The sequence below is a fragment of the Allonocardiopsis opalescens genome, assembly GCF_003002095.1.
GTDB classification, from domain to species: Bacteria; Actinomycetota; Actinomycetes; order Streptosporangiales; family Streptosporangiaceae; genus Allonocardiopsis; species Allonocardiopsis opalescens.
The window spans coordinates 221056-238746 of the sequence record NZ_PVZC01000001.1 but is presented as its reverse complement, the minus strand read 5'-3'; the positions used below and the strand labels follow the sequence as shown (position 1 = coordinate 238746).

General features: G+C 74.6%; 12 protein-coding genes. 5 read left to right on the top strand and 7 right to left on the bottom strand.

Translation table 11 applies throughout. The features are described from left to right. Positions 1-353: 353 nt before the first annotated feature. A complete protein-coding gene (locus CLV72_RS01000) occupies positions 354-1379 on the top strand; it encodes a coiled-coil domain-containing protein (RefSeq protein ID WP_245929794.1) in 1026 nt (341 codons plus the stop codon). A gap of 32 nt (positions 1380-1411) precedes the next feature. On the opposite strand, the gene CLV72_RS00995 is transcribed toward CLV72_RS01000, so the two are convergent. From CLV72_RS00995 to CLV72_RS00980, 4 genes are all read right to left on the bottom strand, one after another. Then, positions 1412-2623: an MFS transporter gene (locus tag CLV72_RS00995; RefSeq protein WP_106237624.1), complete on the bottom strand. Its 1212-nt coding sequence runs from the start codon at positions 2621-2623 to the stop codon at positions 1412-1414. A gap of 65 nt (positions 2624-2688) precedes the next feature. After that, complete coding sequence (locus CLV72_RS00990) at positions 2689-3543, bottom strand: alpha/beta hydrolase (RefSeq protein ID WP_245929896.1); 855 nt, start codon at positions 3541-3543, stop codon at positions 2689-2691. 258 nt (positions 3544-3801) lie between these two features. Further along, a complete protein-coding gene (locus CLV72_RS00985) occupies positions 3802-5460 on the bottom strand; it encodes a polysaccharide deacetylase family protein (protein ID WP_106237620.1) in 1659 nt (552 codons plus the stop codon). A gap of 183 nt (positions 5461-5643) precedes the next feature. Further along, positions 5644-6447, bottom strand: a complete 804-nt coding sequence (locus CLV72_RS00980; protein ID WP_106237616.1) for a M48 family metallopeptidase — start codon at positions 6445-6447, stop codon at positions 5644-5646. Positions 6448-6552: 105 nt separating this feature from the next. On the opposite strand from CLV72_RS00980, the gene CLV72_RS00975 reads away from it, so the two are divergent. From CLV72_RS00975 to CLV72_RS00965, 3 genes are all read left to right on the top strand, one after another. Beyond that, positions 6553-7851: an adenosylmethionine--8-amino-7-oxononanoate transaminase gene (locus CLV72_RS00975; RefSeq protein ID WP_106237613.1), complete on the top strand. Its 1299-nt coding sequence runs from the start codon at positions 6553-6555 to the stop codon at positions 7849-7851. A gap of 181 nt (positions 7852-8032) precedes the next feature. Next, positions 8033-9151 (top strand): acyltransferase family protein, encoded by a 1119-nt coding sequence (locus tag CLV72_RS00970; protein WP_106237609.1) that lies wholly within the window; start codon positions 8033-8035, stop codon positions 9149-9151. Positions 9152-9253: 102 nt separating this feature from the next. Beyond that, entirely contained in the window at positions 9254-10693 is a 1440-nt protein-coding gene (locus CLV72_RS00965) for a GuaB1 family IMP dehydrogenase-related protein (RefSeq protein ID WP_106237606.1), read from the top strand. A 9-nt stretch (positions 10694-10702) separates the two neighbouring features. On the opposite strand, the gene CLV72_RS00960 is transcribed toward CLV72_RS00965, so the two are convergent. From CLV72_RS00960 to CLV72_RS00950, 3 genes are all read right to left on the bottom strand, one after another. Further along, on the bottom strand, positions 10703-13756 hold the full coding sequence (locus CLV72_RS00960) for an AfsR/SARP family transcriptional regulator (RefSeq protein WP_146159306.1): 3054 nt from the start codon (positions 13754-13756) through the stop codon (positions 10703-10705). Positions 13757-13855: 99 nt separating this feature from the next. Continuing rightward, a complete protein-coding gene (locus CLV72_RS00955) occupies positions 13856-14140 on the bottom strand; it encodes a hypothetical protein (RefSeq protein WP_146159305.1) in 285 nt (94 codons plus the stop codon). A gap of 160 nt (positions 14141-14300) precedes the next feature. Further along, entirely contained in the window at positions 14301-17009 is a 2709-nt protein-coding gene (locus CLV72_RS00950) for an ATP-binding protein (protein WP_170140834.1), read from the bottom strand. A 259-nt stretch (positions 17010-17268) separates the two neighbouring features. On the opposite strand from CLV72_RS00950, the gene CLV72_RS00945 reads away from it, so the two are divergent. Next, on the top strand, positions 17269-17688 hold the full coding sequence (locus tag CLV72_RS00945) for a hypothetical protein (protein ID WP_106237593.1): 420 nt from the start codon (positions 17269-17271) through the stop codon (positions 17686-17688). The last annotated feature ends 3 nt before the right edge of the window (positions 17689-17691 follow it).

Here is a 17691-nt window from a genome sequence, read left to right as displayed (position 1 = left end):
GTGCGCTCCTGTCCCGGCGTCGCCGCCGACTTATTTACAACCAACCTGTTGTTCAACTGACTCGTTGATTATTACTCGACGCACGGCGCTTGTCAAGAACAAGCACGAAGGCGCTCTGGCCGCCCGCCGGGCCGGATTCCCCGAAGCGGAATCGGACGAGATCACGGTTGTGTTACGCTGTGGCCCGCTTCAGGACGGATCGGGATAATCGCCCGATACGCGCCGCCCGCCCCCGAGCCGGCCACCGGGACGCCCCCTGCCCCCGCGCCCCAGCCGCCGACCGGCTCCCCCTGGCGGCCCCGCCGCGGCGGAGCCCCCGCACACCCGCCGGGCGGACCTTGAGAGGAGCGTGTGTGGACGTCGCCGACAGCACCGGACGCGGAGGTTCGCGCGGTGCCGACGCAAGCGCCGGTACCCGCGCCAGGAGGACCGCCGCCGCCTTCGCGGCCGCGCTGGCCATCGCCGTGCTCGCGCCGGCCCCCACCGCGCTGGCCGAACCCGAGGACGAGCCCAGCCTGGAGGAGCTCAACGAGCGGGCCGCCGAACTGGAGGAGGAGTACGACGGCGAGCTGCAGCAGTACCGCGACGCTCGCGACGCCGCCGAGCGCGCCGAGGAGCGGCTGAGCGAGGCCGAGCAGGAGCTGGAGTCCGCCCGCCAGGGCGTCGCGCAGCTCGCCGCGGTGAACTACATGACCAGCGGCTTCGACCCCACCCTCCAGATGACGATGAGCGACGACCCCGACCGCTTCCTCGCCGACCTCGCCGCCATGGACTACGTCTCGCGCAACAACAGCGAGCAGCTGGACTCCTACATCTCGCTGGTCGAGGAGCGCGAGGAGGCGCGGGCCGAGGCCGACGAGCGGCTGGCCGACGCGAGCGACCTGGTCGACGACCTGGAGAGCCAGCGCGACGAGGTCGCCGAGATGATCGAGCGCTACCGCGCGGAGGACGCCGAGAACGCCGCCTCGGGCGAGACCGCGGGCAGCGGCAGCACCGACCCCGGCGCCGCCGCGGGCCCCGGCTACTACGACGTCACCCCGCGCATGGCCACCGTCCGCGACGCCGTGGTGAGCAACTTCAGCCTCCCGTACCCGGTCGGCTGCATGCGCCCCGGCGACCCCGGCGAGCACGGCTCCGGCCGCGCCTGCGACTTCATGATGAGCTCGGGCGGGGCGATGCCCTCGGCGGAGAACACCGCGCTCGGCGACGAGATCGCCGCCTACCTGCAGAACAACGCCTCGTCGCTGGGCGTCATGTACGTCATCTGGCAGCAGCGCATCTGGGACGCCCGCAACCCCGGCGCCGGCTGGCGCGGCATGGAGGACCGCGGCAGCGTCACCCAGAACCACTACGACCACGTGCACGTCTCGGTCTTCTGACCGGCGCGCCGTGCCGGCACCGCCGCCCCGGCTCAGGGCCGGCGCGGGCCGGTGCGCACGGCCAGGGCGACCGGCAGGCAGGCCGCCATCAGCACGGTGATCGCGGCCAGCGGCGCCGGGTAGCCGAAGCTCTCGGCGGCGGCGCCGACCAGCACCGCGCCCAGGCCGGTGCCGGCGTCGTAGGCGATGTTCCACATCGCGCTCGCCGTACCGCGCCCCTCGGGGCCCGAGCGGTTGAACATGATCACCAGGGCGTCGTTCTGCAGGGTGCCGAAGCCGGCGCCGAACAGGGTCGCCCCGGCCAGCAGCAGCGCGACCGCGGCCCAGCCGCCGGCCGCCATCGCGGCCAGCAGCCCGCCGGACCCGGCGGCGGCCGCGGCCAGCCCGGCGGCCAGCAGCACCGGGCGCCCGGCCCGGTCGCTGACGGCCCCGGCCAGCCAGCGGGTGGCCATCAGCGCGCAGCTGAAGGCGAACAGCGCGCCCGGCACCGCCGCGACCACGTGCGGCAGCGCCAGCGGCAGGAAGGTCACCACCACGCTGAAGCCCACCGATCCGGCCAGCATCACCAGGGTCGGCGCGAGCAGCAGCAGCGCCAGTGCGCGGCCGCCCGGCGGCGCCGGCGCCGGCCGCCCGGCCGGGCCGGGGGGCGGCGGCGCGACCCTGATCCCGCCGACCACGGCGGCGCCCAGCAGCGGGACCGCGCCCAGCACGAACAGCGGCGCGAAGCCCACCTCCAGGGCGAACCAGACGCCGGCCGGCAGGCAGAGCAGGTTGGGCAGGCCGAGCGCGAAGCCGTACAGGCCGACGGCGCGCCCCAGCTGCCCGGGCGGGACCAGCCGGGCGGCCAGCGCGCTGCCGACCACCGTGACCATGCCGAAGCCGACGCCGCGCACCGCGGAGACCGCGATGACCAGCCACAGGTCCGAGCCGAGCGCCAGCAGCGGCGCGGGCGCGCCGAGCAGGACCGAGCCGGCCGCCAGCGTCCACCGGTAGCCGCCCCGGGCGAGCAGCGCCGGCATGCCGAGCTGGGTGACCACGGTGGTGAGCATGAAGACGCCGGTGGTGGCGCCCGCGCCGAGGTCGCCGGCGCCGCCCGCCTCGGCCAGCAGCGGCACCACCGGCAGCAGCAGGCTGTGCCCGCCGAAGGCGGCGATCGTGCTGAGCAGCAGCAGGGCGAAGGACCGGGAGCGGATGCCGCCCGCGCCGCGTCCGCCGGGTCGGGCCTCGGCCTCGGGGGATCTCATCCCCTCAGTTGTACGGCTTCGTGATCACGCTCGCCACCTCGGGCTTCCCGCCGCGGCCCGGCGGGTCAGGACGCGGGCGCCTCGGCCGCGGGCTCGGGCGCGTCGGGCGGCTCGACGCGGGCCTCGGCCGCGACGGGCGCGGACTCGGCCGCCTCGGGCAGCGCGCGGTCCAGCCAGCCCGCCACCCGGCCGATCAGGTCGTTGCCGATCGCCGCCTCCGCGTGCCTGAGCCCGCGCTCCACCCACAGCTCCTTGGGCTCGCGCGCCGCCTCGTAGAGCCGGTAGGCGTGCTCCAGCGGGAAGTAGTGGTCGATGTCGCCGTGCACCAGCAGCAGCGGCGCGGGCGCCACCCGTGCCACCACCTCCAGCGGCGAGGGCGGCACCGGGTCCCAGGGCACGGTGGTGACCCGCACGTCGCGGAAGACCCGCAGCACCAGCCGGCCCAGGTCGTGCTCGGCGCCCCAGTGCAGCACCCGCATCGCCCGGGTGCCCCGGTAGTACCAGCGGCTGGGCGTGCTGACGGCGACGGCGGCGTCCACCCCGCCGAACAGGGCGGCGTGCCGGATGGCCACGGCGGCGCCGAGCGAGAAGCCGATGGTGGCCACCCGGGTGTAGCCCAGGCCGCGGGCGTGCCGGACGACGGCGTCCAGGTCCAGCACCTCGCGGTCGCCGATGGTGGAGACGCCGCCCGAGGACTTGTGGCCGCGGAAGTCGAAGGCCATCACGTCGCCGCGGTGGTCCAGGAAGCGGGCCAGCCGCCGGATGTCGGGGCTGCGCCAGGTGCCGGTGAAGCCGTGCGCCATCACGATCGCGGTGTCGCGGCGGGTGTCGCGGCGCTGCCACATGACCGTGTCGATGGGCACGCCGTCGGCGGTGGTGACCGTCCAGTGCCGCAGCCGGGTGGGCGGCCCGATGGGCACCGGCTCGGGTCCCGGGGACGGCTCGGACTCGACCACGCCGCCGACCGGACGCGGGGTGGCCGCCGCCGCGGAGTCGTGGGCGCGTTCGCGGGCTTCGGGGTGGTGCGGCGCGGTCACGGCCGACGGGGTTGATTCCAGCACGTGTCCATCCTGCCCTTTCCGCTCCGGTAAGCGGCCTCCGTGCACCGGCCGCCTTCCCGGGTCTTTCCCCTAAGGAGCTCTGCTCACCTGCCCCGCTTCGCTCGGCCGGCCGGCGGCTCAGTAGCCGGTCGGGGAGACGCAGCCGTCCAGGCAGCCGGACGCCTCCCCCGGTCCGGGCGGGTTCTCGCCGTAAAGCTCGCCGACCGTGACGAGCCGGAAGCCCCGGGCCAGCAGGCCGTCGATGATGTCGGGCACCCCGGCGACCGTCTCGGGGTGGATGTCGTGCATCAGCACGATGCCGCCCGGCCGGGTCTCCTCGGTGGCCACGGTCACGGTACGGCGGGTGTCGCGGCTGTGCCAGTCCATGGTGTCGTTGCTCCACAGGATGGCCGGTGCGCCCAGGGCCTCCAGGGTCTCCTGGGTGTAGGCGCCGTAGGGCGGGCGGACCATGGTGGGCCGCACCCCGGCCGCCGCCTCGATGGCGTCGGCGGTGCGCTCGATGTCCTCCCGGACGGCCTCGGCGCTCATGGTCGACAGGTCGTCGTGCTTCCAGGTGTGGTTGCCGATCTGGTGGCCCTCGGCGACCATGCGCCGCAGCAGCTCGGGGTACTCCGGCGCCAGCTGGCCCATCACGAAGAAGGTGCCGCGGGCCTGCCGCTCGGCGAGCGCGTCGAGCACGGCAGGGGTGCCCTCGCCGGGGCCGTCGTCGAAGGTGAGCGCGGCGCACGGCACCCGCAGGCAGTCCACGGTGCTGGACGGCACCGGGTCGTCGGCGGCGGCGCCGAGTTCGAGCCGGCGGGTGCCGGCCACGGCCTGGTCGCGGACCCGCCGGCCGAACTCCGACAGCAGCGGGTCGGTCCCGGCGCGCTCGACGGTGACGCGCACCTCGCCGGCGTCGGCCGCGGTGAACTCGCCGGGGCCGAAGCCGACCACGATCCCGCCCGCGCCGTCGAAGCCGATGTCGTCCAGCGGCGAGGCGGCCAGCTCCTCGGCGAGCACCCGGGCCTCCTCCGGCGCGAGGACGGTGCCGGGGGAGGCCGGCGGCGCGGGCGGGGTGGGCGGGGTGATGTCCTCGGGCACGTTGTCGAACATGCCGCCGGTGGGCCGCTCGGCCGGGCGGGCGGTGGCCCCGGCGGTGGGGACGGGGCTCGCGGTGCCCTCGGCCACCGCGGCGTCCGGCCAGGTCTCCAGCACCCGCTCGCGGTTGACGTCGCCGCGCTCCAGCAGCTCGGCGGCGACCAGCACGCCGAGCCGGTCGGCGGCGTTGCGGCCGGTGAGCAGCGCGGTCCACGGCAACGCCTCGCCGGTGGACGCGTCGTACCAGCGGGTGGTCGCCGAGCGGCCCGCCGGGCCGCTGCCCGGCTCCTCGCCGGGGACGGCGGCCGAGCGGTCGGTCACGATCCTGGCCCCGAGCACGGTGCCCGAGGCGGCCAGCAGCGCGGTGTCGGACCGCAGCACGGCGGGCGCGTCGCCGCCGGCGAACTCGGCGACGAACGCGCTCTGCTGCTCGGCGATCGTGGAGTGCACGTCGATGGTGAACGGGTTGGCGCCGGGCACCACCGGGTGGCGCGCCGTCGCCGTGACCTGCCCGGACTCCAGCGTCTCCTCGCGGAACTCCAGGCCCTCGATCCAGTCGGGCTCGACGGCGATCCGGCCCGACGCGTCATTGCCGGCGGCGCGGTCGTCGGCCCCCGAGCAGCCGGCCGCGGCGGCCAGGACCGCCGCGAGGGCGATCGGCAGGGCGAGGCGGGCACGCGCGCGATCGTAGACAGGCACGTCTGAGATCTCCGTGACGGTTTCGACGGACCGGCTTGGCCGGACCGGACGACCCCGGTCGGGCCGTCGCGCTGGCGGATGTGTCGCGATGTTCACCCGTCAGCTGCGGAAACGCTAATCCGACACGCTGACTTGACCGGACCAGGACGAACCACTCAGCGTACCGCCAACCAGGGTGAACTCTCAGAACACCCGCCCCGGGCGGGACCGGTCGGCCAGCGCGGCGAAGCGCCAGGTGTTGACGGGGTGACTGGACAGCGCGTTGACGAGCCAGATGAAGAAGCCCCGCTCGGTGTGGGCGCGGTCGGCGATGGCCTGGAAGTCCACCGACCGGTACAGGTACTTGCCGGCCGCCAGCACCCGCAGGCCGTGGCGGCCCTCCGGGCAGTACAGGTAGGCGCAGTTGTCGGCGGTGTACTCCTGCGCGCGGTTCACCGAGACCCCGACGAAGGGGATCAGGTTGGCCACCGAGAGGCCGAGCTGGCGCCAGTAGGAGGCGTGCCCGGCGGCGATGTGGCCGACCTCGTGCCCGATCACGAAGCGCAGCGCGTCGCTGTCGCCGCCGACGGCGCCGATCTCGAACAGATCGCTGTTGACCGCCACGAAGCGGCGCAGGCCGTGCCCGGACGCCAGCGCGTTCACCCGCCCGTTGCCCAGTACGACGTAGGCGTCGGGCACTCGGGGCAGGCCGAGGCGGGCCGACGCCTCGACCACCATCCGGTGCACCTCGGGGAACTGGTTCTCGCTGATCCGCACGCCGTTCACCCGCTGGTGCGCGTACAGCCGGCCCCGGGTGATCCACAGCAGCACCGGCAGCGCCAGCAGCGCGATGGTCTGGTCGGCCTGGCCCTCCATCACCCGCAGCGCGACGCCGACGAAGGTCAGCCCGGTCACGCCGACGCACGCCAGCAGCAGCCGCCGCTCCAGCGGGTGGAACGGGATGCCGGGCCGGCGGAGGCGGCACAGGCGCGGAAGCTCGGGGCGCATGCGCATCATTGTGCTGGTCGGGGCGGACGCGGCCGCGCCGCGGTCGCCCGGTGGGCGCGCCCCGCCCGCGGGGGCGGCCGCGGGCCGCCGGTAGGGTCGGCCTCCATGGAGCCGCCGCTGCCGCCCGACCGGATCGCAGATCTGCTCGCCCGCGACCGCGCCCGGCTGTGGCACCCCTACGCGGGCCGGGTCGAGCCGCCCGAGGTGCTGCCGGTGGTGGCCGCCGAGGGCGTGCGGCTGCGGCTGGCCGACGGCACCCGGCTGGTCGACGGCATGTCGTCGTGGTGGGCGGCCGTGCACGGCTACAACCACCCGGTGCTCAACGCCGCCGTCCGCGAGCAGCTGGACCGGATGGCGCACGTCATGTTCGGCGGGCTCACCCACCCGCCCGCCGTCGCGCTGGCCGAGCGGCTGGCCGAGCTGGCGCCCGGCGCGCTCACCGAGGTGTTCCTGGCCGACTCCGGCTCGGTGGCGGTGGAGGTCGCGATCAAGACGGCGCTCCAGTACTGGATGGACGGCGGCGGTGGGCGGCGCACCCGGCTGCTGACGGTGCGCGGCGGCTACCACGGCGACACCTTCGGCGCGATGGCGGTGTGCGACCCGGTCGGCGGGATGCACCACCTGTTCCGGCACGTGCTGCCCGAGCACGTGTTCGTCTCCGCGCCGCCGCCCGGCTACGGCGCCGAGCCCGACCCCGCCTACCTGGCCGAGATCGAGGCGGCGCTGGAGCGGCACGGCGAGCGGATCGCGGCGGTGATCCTGGAGCCGGTGGTGCAGGGGGCCGGCGGGATGCGCTTCTACGCGCCCGGCTACCTGCGCGGCGTCCGCGAGCTGTGCGACCGCTTCGGGGTGCTGCTGATCGCCGACGAGATCGCCACCGGCTTCGGCCGTACCGGGCGGCTGTTCGGCTGCGACCACGCCGGGATCGCGCCGGACATCATGTGCCTGGGCAAGGCGCTCACCGGCGGCTACCTCACCATGTCGGCGGTGCTGACCACCCGTGCGGTGGCCGAGCGGGTGGACGCGGGGGCGGGCGCGCTGATGCACGGCCCGACCTTCATGGCCAATCCGCTGGCCGCCTCCGTCGCGCTGGCCAGCGTCGACCTGCTGCTGGCCACGGACTGGCGGCGGAAGGTGGCCGGGATCGAGGAGCGGCTGCGGACCGGGCTCGCCCCGGCGGCCGCGCTGCCCGGCGTGCGGGATGTGCGGGTGCTGGGCGCGATCGGGGTGGTGCAGCTGGACCGGCCGGTGGACGTGGCCGCGGCCACCCGCGCCGCGGTGGCGCACGGCGTGTGGCTGCGGCCGTTCCGCGACCTCGTGTACACGATGCCGCCCTTCGTGACCGGCGCGGACGACGTCGACGCGATCGCCGCCGCGATGCTGGCCGCCGTCCGGGCGGGCTGACGTACCGGGACGCTTCAGTACGAATTTCCCCGAACTGTTCACTTTGCCGTTAGCTTGCCGTGACTCCCGTCCCAGTCAAATCACAGCTTCGCGCGAGATATTAGAGGTTTTATCTAGTACGGTCGTTCAGGTCACCGTTGGTAACACCCCGCAATCGTGTCCAACCGACCCGGAGTCTTCCGTGACGACCTGCGAGCCCACGGCGCCTCGCGCCGCCACCGAGCCCCGCGACACCGACCGGGCCGGCCCGGCACCGCCGGAGCCCGCCTCCCGCGACGTCCTGCTCGACAATGCGAAGTTCCTGCTCATCGCGCTGGTGGTCATCGGCCACGCGATCTCGCCGGCCCGCGACACCCGGCTCGCCGACGCCCTGTACTTCTGGATCTACCTCTTCCACATGCCGGCGTTCGTGCTGATCTGCGGGTACCTGTCGAAGTCCTTCGACGGCGCCCCGCGCCGGGTCGACCGGCTGCTCACCGGCGTGGCGGTGCCGTACCTGATCTTCTGGGCGCTCTACTCCGGCCAGCAGCTGCTGGCCGGCGACAGCGCGCCGCCCAGCCCGCTCGAACCCGTCTGGATCACCTGGTTCCTGCTGGCGCTGCTGCTGTGGCGGCTGTCGGTGCCGCTGTGGCGCCGGCTGCGCTGGCCGGTGGCGGTGGCCGTCGGCGTCTCGCTCGCCACCGGTGTGCAGGAGTTCGGCTTCGACATGTCGATGAGCCGGGTGCTCAGCCTGCTGCCGTTCTTCGTGCTCGGCCTGGCGCTGCGCCCCGAGCACCTGGAGGCGCTGCGGCGCCGCTGGGTGCGGGTCGCGGCCGTGCTGCTGTTCGCCGCCGCCTTCGCGGCGACCTTCGTGCTGATCCCGGACCTGAGCACCGAGTGGGTGCTGTGGCGCGAGACGCTGGAGACCCGCGACGCGCCGATCACCCCCGGGCTGCTGGTGCGGGCCGGCTTCCTGGCCGCGGCCGGGCTGCTCGCCCTCGGCGTGCTCGCGCTCGCGCCGCGCCGCCGCACCTGGTTCACCGCGCTGGGCGCCACCACCATGTACGTGTACCTGCTGCACGGCCTGCCGATCCGGATCGCCGAGATGGCGGGCTGGTACGACGCGGTCGACGGCTACGCGGGCCTGGCGGTGAACACCGGCGCGGCCGTCCTGCTCACCCTGCTGCTGGCCTCGCGGCCGGTCCGCTGGGCCACCCGCTGGGCGGTGGAGCCCCGGGTGCCCTGGGTGCTCGCCCGCGGCGGCCCCGGCACGGGCCCCGAGGAGGCCGGCACCCCGTCGCGAAACGGATCGCGGGTCTAGCCGATCGTCGCTATCGGGCATGATGAACGGGTAAACGGACTTTCGGCCCGGGCCGGGAGCGCTATTCGGCGTCCCCGGCCCGCCCGGTGCTGAGGTGAACACGTGCGCTTCCTGAACGACACCACGCCCGACCGCGACCTGACCTACAGCGACGTGTTCATGGTGCCCCGCCCGTCCTCGGTGAGCTCCCGGCTCGACGTCGACCTCTCCGTCTCCGACGGCACCGGCGGCACCATCCCGCTGGTCGTCGCGAACATGACCGCGGTGGCCGGGCGCCGGATGGCCGAGACGGTGGCCCGCCGGGGCGGCCTCACCGTCATCCCGCAGGACATCCCGATCGAGGTGGTGCGCGACGTCGTCGGCTGGGTCAAGGACCGCCACCTGGTGCACGACACCCCGCTCACCCTCGGCCCCGACAGCACCGTCGGCGAGGCGCTGAACCTGCTGCCCAAGCGGGCGCACAACGCCGTCGTGGTGGTCGACGCCTCCCGCCGCCCGCTCGGCGTCGTCACCGAGGCCGACTGCCACGGCGTCGACCGCTTCACCCAGCTGCGCGAGGTCATGTCCGGCGACGTGCTCACCCTGCGCGACGACGTCGACCCGCGCGAGGCATTCAACACCCTGCACGACTTCCGGCACCGCCTCGCGCCCGTCGTCGGCCCGGACGGCGCCCTCGTCGGCGTGCTCACCCGCACCGGCGCGCTGCGCTCCACCCTCTACCGCCCCGCCGTCGACGCCAAGGGCCGGCTGCGCGTCGCCGCCGCCGTCGGCGTGAACGGCGACGTCGCCGCCAAGGCCGCCGAACTGCTGGACGCCGGCGTCGACGTCCTCGTGGTCGACACCGCCCACGGCCACCAGGACAAGATGCTCGGCGCGCTGCGCGCCGTGCGCGCCCTGGACCCCGGGGTGCCGGTCGCGGCCGGCAACGTCGTCACCGCCGACGGCGTGCGCGACCTCGTCGACGCCGGCGCCGACATCGTCAAGGTCGGCGTCGGCCCGGGCGCGATGTGCACCACCCGGATGATGACCGGCGTCGGCCGCCCCCAGTTCTCGGCCGTCGTCGAGTGCGCCGCGCAGGCCCGCGCCCTGGGCCGCTCCGTCTGGGCCGACGGCGGCGTGCGCCACCCCCGCGACGTCGCCCTCGCCCTGGCCGCCGGAGCCGCCAACGTGATGATCGGCTCCTGGTTCGCCGGCACCTACGAATCCCCCGGCGACGTCCAGCGCGACCCCCAGGGCCGCCGCTACAAGGAGAGCTTCGGCATGGCCTCGGCCCGCGCCGTCCGGCTGCGCACCGCCGACGACTCCCCCTTCGACCGCGCCCGCAAGGCCCTCTTCGAAGAGGGCATCTCCACCGGCAGGATGTACCTGGACCCCGAGCGCCCCAGCGTCGAGGACCTCATCGACCAGATCATCGCCGGCGTCCGCAGCGCCTTCACCTACGCCGGCGCCACCGACCTGGAGTCCTTCCACGACCGCGCCCTCATCGGCCTCCAGAGCCCCGCCGGCTTCACCGAGGGCCAGCCCGTCGCCACCAGCTGGTAGCCGCGGCCCTCACCCCGCCGCCCGCAGCCCCTCCAACTCCACGCGCGCCTCCGCCGCCTCGGGCACCCCCAACTCCGCGAAGGTCTCCAGGGCTTCGCGGAGGAGGGGTTCGGCCTTCGCGATCTCGCCCGACATCGACAGCAGGCGGCCCAGACCGAGTACGGCGTAGCCCTCGGCGTAGCGTTCCTGGCGGCCGCGGGCGAGCAGCAGGGCGCGCTCGTGCGACTCCTGGGCCTCGGTGAACCGGCCGGCCCGCGCGTAGGTGGCGCCCAACTCGTTGAGCACATCGGCCTCGGCGACGCGCTGCGCGCTGCGCTCGCACGCCTCGAGCGCGGCCAGGTGCGACTTCACGGCGGCGTCGAGGTCGCCGAGCTCGCGCTGCACGACGCCGAGGTGGCTGCGGGTGAACGCCTCGCCCGCCGGGTCGCCGAGGTCGTCGAACATCTCCAGGGCCGACTCCAGGTGGCGGCGCGCGGCGTCGTAGTCGCCGGTGCGGACCGACACCGCGCCCAGGGTGCGCAGCGCCCGCGGGCGGGTGGAGGCCCAGCCGGGGATCTCGATGTCCAGCGCGGCATGGCTGTAGGAGACGGCCTCCCGGTAGTTGCCGAGCAGGTAGTTCAGGTGCGAGATGTTGCCGAGCAGCATCGCCTCGCGGCGCCGGTCCCCGGTGCTCCTCATCCACACGAGCGCCTGTTCCGAGACGTGCACCGCGTCGGCGTAGCGGCCCATGCGCTCGAACACCCCGGCGAGGTTGATGTGCGCCCGTGCCTGGCCGATCTCGTCACCGAGCGAGCGGAAGACGTCGAGCCCATCGTTGAGGCTGTCCAGGGCGGTGTCCACCCGCCCGGACAGGTACCAGGCGACACCGAGGCTCACCAGCGTGATCGCGCTGCCCTGGTCGTCCTTCTCGGCACGGGTCACCGCGAGGGCGCGCTGATGGGTGTTCAGCCACAGGTCGGTGTACCCCTTGATGAAGCAGTAGCGCCAGAAGGCGTAGGCGACCTGCCAGGCGAGCCGGGGCCGCCGGTGCGCGGCCGCGAACTCGATCAGCGCGGAGATGATCTCGCGCTGCTCGTCGAGCCAGCTCACCGCGTCGGCCACATCGGACAGCACCGGCTCGTACGGGGGCGTCGACCGGATGTCCAGCTCATAGGAGTGGACCTGGGGGTCGAGCAGTTCGGCGGCCTTCCGCGCGGTGGACAGGTAGTAGTCGCTGAGCCGCCGCAGCGCCGTCTCGCGCTCCGTCTCGGCGATCTGCTCCAGCGCCTGCTGCCAGGCATAGGTCCCGATGAGGTCGTGGAAGCGGTAGCGGTCGGCCGCCTCCTCGTTCAGCAGGCAGACGCTGACCAGCTCCTGCAGGATCTGGTCGGCGCGCCGGGGGTCCACTCCCAGCAGGGCCGCGGCCCCGTAGTCGTCGATGCTCGTGCCGATCATCAGCCCGAGCAGCAGGAAGGCGCGCTGCTGGGCCGGGTTGAGGCTCTGGTAGGACAGCGCGAACACGGCCGCCACGCTCTGGTCGTCCGCCCGCAGCTCGTCGAAGCGCCGCCGCTGGTCCTTAAGCCGCTCGGCGACCCGCGCGAAGGACCAGCGCGGCCGGCTGAGCATCCGGGCGGCCACGATCCGCAGCGCCAGCGGCAGTCCGGCGCACAGTTCGACCACATGCCGGACCGCCTCCGGCTCCGCTTCCACCCGCTCGGCGCCCAGGATCGCGGTGAGCATCGCCGTGGCCGTGGACGACCGGAGCATGTCCAGCGACAGGTACCGGGCGCCGACCAGCCCGGAGAGGTCGTTGCGGCTGGTCACCAGGACCAGTGAGCCGACCGCGGCGGGCAGCAGCGGCCGCGCCTGCGCACTGGAGGCCGCGTTGTCGAGGACCACCAGCACCCGGCGGTCGTTCAGCAGCGCCCGCCAGAGGGCGGCGCGCTCGTCGACCGTCTCGGGCACCGACTGCGGCTTCACCCCGAGCGCGCGGAGGAGGGTGCCCAGGGCGGCCAGGATCGTCATCGGTTCGCGCCCGGCGGAGTGCCCGTAGAGGTCGATGAAGAAGCGGCCGTCGGGGTACCGGTCGGCGAGCCGGTGCGCGGCGTGGACCGCCAGAGCGGTCTTCCCGACGCCGCCCGGTCCCGATATGACGCAGACCTCCGCGCGCTCAGCGCCGCGCTCGGCCACGCGCAGCAGGGTGGTCAGCGCCTCCTGGCGGCCGGTGAAGTCGGGGGTGTCCCTCGGCAGGTCGTTCCGGTCGTCGAAGTCGACGTCGGGGGCGGCCGCCTCACCGGGCTCGGCGGGGGCGCCCGCGGCCCCGTCGTCGCCCCTGCCCACGGCCGGTGAGACGCCCACCAGCCCGGGGTCGTCCTGCAGGATCTGGCCGTGCAGTTCGACAAGCTCGCGGCCGGGCTCGATGCCGAGTTCGTCAATGAAGATCTGGCGCGCCCGGCGGAAGACCTCCAGAGCGGCCGCCCGCTGCCCGCCGCGCTGCAGCGCGGCCATCAGCAGGACGTGCAGCCGCTCCCGGAAGGGCTGCTCACCGGTCATCCGGGTGAGATCGGAGATCACTTCGCGGTAGCGGCCGACGCGGAGCAGCGCTCCCGCCCGGGCCTCCACGGCCTCCCAGCGCTCCTCCAGCAGCGGCTCGCGGACCGAATGGTCGATCAGATCGGACCCGACCCCCGACAGCGGGTCGCCGCGCCAGCACTCCAGCGCCTCGTCCCATAACGCGGCCGCCGTCTCGGGTTCGTCGGAGCCGCGCGCCTCCGCCACGCGCCGCCGGAAGCGGTGCAGGTCGACCGCCTCCGGATCGACCGAGGCGAGGTAGCCGCCGGGGGTCGTCTTGATGGTGTCGGCGGGGAGGACGTTGCGCAGGTGGGAGATGTGCACCTGCAGGCCGCCGCGGGCGTTGCGCGGCGGCTTGTCGCCCCACACGGCGTCCACCAGGCGGTCGAGCGGGACCTCCCTGTCCAGGTCGACCAGGAGCAGACCGAGCACGCAGCGCTGTTTAGGGCTCCCCACTTCGATGGGGCGCCCGTCCTGCCATGCCTGGACCGGGCCCAGGACCCCGAACTCCACGCGCCGAAGCCTACCAAGCGCGTCCGGACCCACGCCGGTACGCAGCCGGGCGGATGCCGGGCCGCGTGCACGGAGTCGGGCGCCGCTTCCACCCGGGGGCTACTCGGCGGTGTCGCCCTTGCTCGGGGCGGGGGCCGGGGCCTCGGCCTGCCGCTCCTCGTTCTTGCGCGGCGCCACGGCGGCCTTGTTCCTACGCGGCGCCGCGGCCTTGCGCTCCGGCTCGATGGGGTCCTCGGTCACGCCGAGGGAGTCGAGGACCGGCAGCGGGCCCTCGAAACCGCGCTCCGCGGGCGTGGAGCCGGGTCGCACCTCTCCGACGAGGATGCGGAACTCCAGCTCGACCGAGAGGTCGTCCGAACGCGACGGGTGCGACAAGACTGGCATGTACTTCCTCCACGACTCTTCCAGCGCACGGAGCTGCGCGGGAGCGACGCCACAGACTTTCGTTGACGCTACGACCCTACGCTTTCGGCTCGCTTTCGAAGGTCTTGCGTCCACTCGCGGCCAGCGGGCGGCCGGGCCCGGCCAGGCAGGGCGGGGGCGGTCAGCCGCCGTCGCGGGCGGCGCCGCCGGCCCGCGCCTCGGTGGAGACGGCGTGCGCGCCGCCGTCGACGGCCAGCAGTTCGGCGCGCGCCTCCTCGGCCTCGGGCACACCGAGCCCGGTCAGGACGTCCAGGGCCTCGGTCAGCAGGGGGACGGCCTCGGCGGCCTCGCCGCCGCGGGCGCGCAGCGCTCCGAGGCCGAGCAATGCGAGCCCCAGGGCGTGGCGGTCCCGCCGGTCGCGCGCCAGCATGAGCGCCTGGCCGTACGCCTCGGCGGCATCGGCCGGGCGGCCGGCGCGCGTGTAGGTGGCACCGAGTTCATTCAGCACGTCGGCCTCGGCCGCCCGCTGCGCGCTCTTCACGCACAGGTCGAGGGCGGCGAGGTGCGCGGCGACGGCCCCGTCGAGATCGCCCTGTTCGCGCAGGAGGACGCCGAGGCTGCTGCGGGCGTAGGCCTCTCCGGCCGCGTCGAAGCCGCCGAACAGCTCGATGGAGGTGTCCAGGTGCTCGCGGGCGGCGGCGTGGTCGCCGAGCCTGCAGTAGGCGCTGCCGAGGACCCACAGCGCCCGGGGGTGGGTGGACGACCAGCCGGGCAGCTCGATGTCCAGGGCGGCGCGTGCGTAGGAGACGGCCTCGTCGAGCCTGCCCAGGGCGAGCTGCGCGTGGGCGACGTTGGCGGCGAGCGACGCCTCCCGCCGCCGGTCGCCGGTCTCGCGCATGGTGGCCAGCACCGGCTTCCACTCGCGCAGCGCGTCGGAGTAGCGGCCGACGTACTCCAGCACCGCCCCTCGGTTGATCCGGGCGCGCGCCTGGCCCCGTTCGTCGCCGAGCCCGGCGAAGAGGCCGAGCGCCTCGTTCAGGGCCTCCATCGCGTGGTCGAAGCGGCCGGTCAGGTAGTCGGCCGCGCCCATGCTCGTCAGCGTGATCGCCGTGCCCTCGTCGTCGCCGGCGGCGCGGGTGGCGGTGAGGGCGCGTTCGTGGGTGCTGAGCCAGAGGTCGGTGTGGCCGCGGACGAAGCAGTAGCGCCAGAAGGCGTAGGCGAGCTGCCAGGCCAGGCGGGGGCGCCCGTGGGCGGCGGCGTGCTCGATGAGGGCGGTGATGGTCTCGCGTTCGGCGTCCAGCCAGGCGACGGCGGCGGGGACGTCGGGGAGTCCGGGGCTGTGGGCGGGCTGGGCGCTGATGTCGAGGCGGTAGTCGTGCACGAGCGGGTCGAGGAGTTCGGCGGCGCGGTGCTGGGTGGCGGTGCAGTAGTCGGTGAAGCGGCGCAGGGCGGCGGCGCGGTCGGGGGCGGTGAGTTCGGCGAGGGCGCGCTGGCGGGCGTAGGCGCCGATGAGGTCGTGGAAGCGGTAGCGTCCCGCGGGCTCCTCGGTGAGGAGGCAGGCGCTCACCATGTCCTGGAGGACGTCGTCGGCCTCGTGGGGGTCGATGTCGAGGAGGGCGGCGGTGCCGTAGGCGTCGACGCTGGTGCCGATCATGAGCCCGAGCAGGAGGAAGGCGCGGCGCCGCAGCGGGCTGAGGCTCTGGTGGGAGACGGCGAACACGGCCGCGACGCTCTGGTCGTCGGCGCGCAGCTCCTCGAAGCGGCGCCGCTCGTCCTTGAAGCGCTCGGCGACGTGGGCGAAGGTCCACCGCTGCCTGCTGGCCATCCGCCCGGCGACGATCCGCAGCGCCAGCGGCAGGCCGCCGCACAGCCGGACGACCTCGCGCACGGCGGCGGGTTCGCCGCCGACCCGCTCGGAGCCGAGGATGGCGGCCAGCATCGCCTCGGCGCCGGCCGGCTTCAGCATGTCCAGGGACAGGTGGCGTGCCCCGGCCAGGCCGGAGAGGTCACTGCGGCTGGTGACGAGGGCGAGCGAGCCGGGTGAGGCCGGCAGCAGCTCGCGCACCTGGGTGCTGGACACGGCGTTGTCGAGCACCACGAGCACCCGGCGGTCGGCGAGGGTGGCCCGCCACAGGGCGGCGCGTTCGTCGACGGTCTCGGGCAGCGCCTCGGCCGGGACCCCCACGGCGCGCAGCAGGGTGCCCAGCGCCTCCAGGGTGGTGACGGGGCGGCGGCCGACGGCGTAGCCGTGCAGGCTGAGGAAGAGGCGGCCGTCGGGGAAGTGCTCGGCGAGCCGGTGCGCGGCCCGCACCGCCAGGGCGGTCTTGCCGACGCCGCCCGGGCCCGACACCACGTAGGCCTCGGCCGTGGGCGCCGGGCTGCGGGCGACGGCGAGCAGGGCGTCGAGCTGGGCGGTGCGGCCGGTGAAGTCGGGGAGGTCGCGCGGGAGGTCGTCCCTGACCACGAACTCGGCCCGCGGCGGCGGCAGCCGGCCGACGGGCATGGCGTCGATCGACAGCCGGCCGCGCAGCTCCACCGTGCCGCCCGCGGCGACCTCGGCCAGGACGGGCTCGGCGGGCGGGGCCTCCCGGCTGATGGTGCCGGTGAGCAGCAGGCGCACGGTGCCGTCGCCGGGCTCCTCGCCGGCGCCGGCCGGGGGCTCCTCCGGGGCGGGGACCGGCTCGTCGACGAAGGCGAGCAGGTGGCCGAGGTCGCGGGCCGGCACCTCCAGCACCCGGGCGAGGTCGCGCCGGTTGAACTCGTCAGGGCTGGACCTGCCGTTCTCCCAGCGCGAGATCGTGCGCGCGTCGACGCGGACCAGTTCGGCCAGGCGCTCCTGGGTCAGCCCGAGTTCGACCCGGCGCCGCACCAGGCGGGACCTACGGCTCACCACCACACGACTCCCTTACGGGATTCACCCCGGAGCAGGGACGGGGGGCGCTCCGAAGATTCTCCGCGATTTCGTTCCCGCAGTTTATCCGTGTCCGGTTGTCCGGTGGTGCCTGGTGTTGTCCCGTCCTGCCCTGGTGGCGACCACCCGGTATTGCTTCAATCCACGCGTAGGTCGTCACCCCCAAGATCATTTCATCCGGGTATTCGGATTTCGCCTCTCATTCCGAATCCTAAAGGCCCTCGCGGAGCGGAAAACAATGGCAATCACCATCCAGCTGAGTTGCGACGCCTCGACTCCGGCCGGCAGCTGTCCGTTCACCGTCTCGTTCACCGCCGAGTTCCTCCGCGAGCGGGCCGGCGAGCACGCCTCGGTCGGCGACCAGCTCCGCGCCGCCCGCCGGCTCGCCGGAGCGGCCGGCTGGTCCGCCGTCCGCACGGACGAAGGCGCGGTCCGCGACCGCTGCGTCCACCACACCTCGCTGCACGCCTGCCCGCGCTGCCTGCACCCGCACGGCGAGTGCGCCTGCCCCGCCCCGCCCTGGCGCGAGCCCGGCAGCGGCGTCGACGACGATCTCGTGCGCACCCTCGACGCCCTGTTCTTCAGCGCCCCCGCCCCCGAAGAGCAGCGCCCGCACCGCGTCCTCCCCCTGCCCCGGCGCCCCCGCCGCTGCCACTGAGCC

Coding starts and splice junctions, on each gene's coding strand:
- CLV72_RS00955 (WP_146159305.1), bottom strand. CDS start 14,140: ATGCCAGTCTTGTCGCACCCGTCGCGTTCGGACGACCTCTCGGTCGAG.
- CLV72_RS00995 (WP_106237624.1), bottom strand. CDS start 2,623: ATGAGATCCCCCGAGGCCGAGGCCCGACCCGGCGGACGCGGCGCGGGC.
- CLV72_RS00980 (WP_106237616.1), bottom strand. CDS start 6,447: ATGCGCCCCGAGCTTCCGCGCCTGTGCCGCCTCCGCCGGCCCGGCATC.
- CLV72_RS00975 (WP_106237613.1), top strand. CDS start 6,553: ATGGAGCCGCCGCTGCCGCCCGACCGGATCGCAGATCTGCTCGCCCGC.
- CLV72_RS00945 (WP_106237593.1), top strand. CDS start 17,269: ATGGCAATCACCATCCAGCTGAGTTGCGACGCCTCGACTCCGGCCGGC.